The sequence below is a fragment of the Streptomyces sp. NPDC002911 genome (assembly GCF_053591835.1).
The window spans coordinates 1-3,311 of record NZ_JBSFUO010000077.1; the positions used below are offsets into that span (position 1 = coordinate 1).

Here is a 3,311-nt window from a genome sequence, read left to right on the forward strand (position 1 = left end):
CTCGGACGGCACGCTGGAGTATCTGGGCCGGAATGACGAGCAGGTCAAGATCCGTGGATTCCGTATCGAACTCGGGGAGATCGAAGCGAAACTCGTCGAACACCCCGCCGTCCAGGAAGCCCGCGTCGTGGTACGCGCGTACGACGATCAGGACCGCCGTCTGGTCGCCTACGTGGTGCCGTCGGCCGAGCGGGCCCCCGTCGTCCGCGAGCTGCTGCGCATGGGCCGGACCGAGCCTGAAGCCCTCGAGCAGACCTGTGAACTGCCCAACGGCATGACGGTCTTCCAACAGAACAGGAGCGAGACGGAATTCGTCTACGAGGAGATCTTCACCAACCTGGAATACCTGCGCAACGGGATCACCATCCGCAGCGGTGACCGCATCTTCGATGTGGGTGCCAACATCGGCATGTTCACGCTGTTCGCCGGCAGCCGCTGTCCGGACGCGAAGATCTACGCCTTCGAACCGATCCCGCCCGTGTTCGATTCGCTGCGCCGCAACGTGGAACTCCACGGCCTCGACGCCAAGGTCTACGCATGCGGTCTCGCCGCGGAGGCCAAGGAGGAGACCTTCACCTTCTACCGGCACAACACCGTCATCTCCTCCAGTGTGACCACCGCCGAGCAGGCGCACGACATGGTCCGCTCCTACCTCCGCAACCAGGAGGAACTGGTCACGGACGGAGCAGGCGGCACCGACGGTGGGGGCGGCGAGGCAGCCGGCGACGAGCTCGTCGACGAGCTCGTCGACGCACGGCTCGACAGCAAGCAGTTCACCTGCAGCCTCAGGACCCTCTCGGAGATCATCGAAGAGGAGGAGATCGACCGGATCGACCTCCTGAAGATCGATGTGGAGAACGCCGAGTACGAAGTGCTCAAGGGCATCCACTGGCGTGACTGGCCGAAGATCCGCCAGCTCGTGGTGGAGCTCCACGACGTCGACGGCCAGCTGGAAAAGATCGTCACCCTGCTGAAGGCCCTCGGCTACGACGTCGTCTGCGAGCAGGACAACCGGCTGCTGCGTAACACCACGCTCCACAACGTCTACGCGCGCCGGGCGGACGAGACGCCGCACGTAGCCGACACCGACGCGCCGCCCACGGCCGGCACCCGTTGGTCCGGCTCCGGGGCGCTGCTCGAGGACGTCCAGGGCGCCCTGCGTGCGGCGCTGCCCGAGTACATGGTTCCCGCCGCCCACGTCCTGCTCGACGAACTGCCGCTCACGCAGAACGGCAAGCTGGACCACCGTGCCCTGCCCGCGCCGGAGAGCCTGCGCCGGGACACGGGGCAGCTGGTCGCCCCGCGCACCGAGTCCGAGCGGACCGTCGCCGCGGTCTGGGCCGACCTCCTGCGCACGGATGCCGGCGACCTCGGTGCCCACAGCAACTTCTTCCAGCTGGGAGGCAACTCGCTGCTGGTGACCCGGCTCGTCAATCGCCTGGCGCAGACGACCGGCGCGGAGCTGCCCGTCCAGGCCGTGTTCGACGGGCCGACACTCGCCGAGATGGCCGCCGAGCTGGAACGGCGTGACCCCACGGCGCCGGCCGAGGGCGCGCTCGACATGGCCATGATCCTGGAGAGCATCGGCCTCGTCGAGAACATGAGCGAAGAAGAACTGGACGCGTTGGAAGGCCGGAGCCAATGACCACGGGGCCGAACATGAGCACGACGAACAGCGACAACTCGCTGGAACTGATCAGGAAGATCAAGTCCCTGCCCGCCAAGCAGCAGCGTGCCCTGATCGCGATGCTCAAGAAGCAGGGCGTCGACCTTTCCGCGCTGGAGGCCATCCGCCCGTACCCCCGCACCGGGGACGGGCCGGTCCGGCTCTCCTTCGCGCAGCAGCGACTGTGGTTCCTGGCCAGGCTCGACGGGACCAGCGCGTACTACAACATCCCGATGGCCATGCGGCTGCGCGGACCGCTCGACCGCCCGGCGCTGCTGCGCGCCCTGGAGACGATCGTCCAGCGGCACGAGGTGCTGCGCACCCGCTTCGTGGAGCGGGACGGGGTGCCCTACCAGCACATCGGTGACGGGAGCGACTTCACCGTCTCGCAGGAGGAACTCGCCGACCCCGCCGAGCTCCCGTCGATCTGCGAGCGCGAGGCCGTGGAGCCGTTCGACCTCGCCGGCGAATCGCTCATCCGGGTGCGCCTGCTGCGCCGGTCCGAGCAGGAGCACGTCCTGCTCGTGACCATGCACCACAGCGTGTCCGACGGCTGGTCGCTCGGTGTCTTCTTCCGCGAGATGGTCACCCTCTACCAGGCGTTCTGCGCGGGTGCGGAGTCGCCGCTCGCACCCCTGCCGATCCAGTACGCGGACTACGCGCACTGGCAGCGGCAGTGGCTGGTCGACGAGGTCCGGGCCCGCCAGGTGAGCTACTGGAAGCAGCAGCTGGACGGGATCGACCCCCAGCTGTCCCTGCCGGCGGACCGTGCACGCCCCGCCGTCAAGACGTACCAGGGCGCGCACGAGCGCTTCCATCTCCCGAAGGACCTGCTGACGCGGCTCAGGTCGCTCGGCGAGCAGCACGACGTCACGCTCTACATGACACTGCTGTCGGTCTACGCTCTGCTGCTTCACCACTACGGTGAGCAGACCGACATCCCCATCGGCACCCCCGTCGCCAACCGCAACCGCATCGAGTCCGAGGGTCTGATCGGCTTCTTCGCCAACACCCTGGTGATGCGTGCCGACCTGTCGGGCGACCCCACCTTCGTCCAGCTGCTCGGACGGGTGAAGGACGTAGCCCTGCAGGCGTACGGCCACCAGGACGTGCCGTTCGAGGCCGTGGTCGACGCGCTCCAGCTGGAGCGCAGCCTCAGCCACTCGCCGGTCTTCCAGGTGGCGTTCGTCCTCCAGGAGGCACAGGCCGACAGCGAGATACGCCTTGGCGACCTCGACGTCTCCCTCATCGAGTTCGACTTCGACATCACCAAGTTCGATGTGACGCTCGACCTGCGCGAGGCACCCGACGGACTGATCGGCGCCGTCGAGTACAGCACCGACCTGTTCGACCGGAAGACCGTCCAGCGCTTCGTACGCCACTTCACCGCCCTGCTCCATGCCGTCGTGGCCGAACCGCAGCAGCGGATCTCCCGGATCAGCACCCTCGACGAGGCCGAGCGGCATCAGGTCCTCGTGGAATGGAATTCTGTGCCGGGTGCTGTTTCCGGCGCGGTTTCTGGTTCCGGTTCCGGTTCCGGTTCCGGTTCCGGTGTGGTGGGGCGTTGTGTTCATGAGTGGTTCGAGGAGGTTGCGGCGCGGTCGCCGGGTGCGGTGGCGTTGGAGTGTGAGGGTCGTTCTGTTTC

General features: G+C 67.4%; 2 protein-coding genes and 1 pseudogene. All 3 read left to right on the forward strand.

Annotated features, from left to right (window positions below):
- A pseudogene (locus tag ACWD04_RS33825) lies at positions 1-175 on the forward strand (hypothetical protein); the annotation flags it as partial.
- Positions 176-274: 99 nt separating this feature from the next.
- Positions 275-1,645, forward strand: a complete 1,371-nt coding sequence (locus ACWD04_RS33830) for an FkbM family methyltransferase (RefSeq protein WP_451137560.1) — start codon at positions 275-277, stop codon at positions 1,643-1,645.
- A 14-nt stretch (positions 1,646-1,659) separates the two neighbouring features.
- Positions 1,660-3,311, forward strand: a 1,652-nt coding sequence (locus ACWD04_RS33835; RefSeq protein WP_451137559.1) for a condensation domain-containing protein, incomplete at its 3' end; no start/stop codon positions are given.

Coding starts and splice junctions, on each gene's coding strand:
- ACWD04_RS33830 (WP_451137560.1), top strand. CDS start 275: ATGACGGTCTTCCAACAGAACAGGAGCGAGACGGAATTCGTCTACGAG.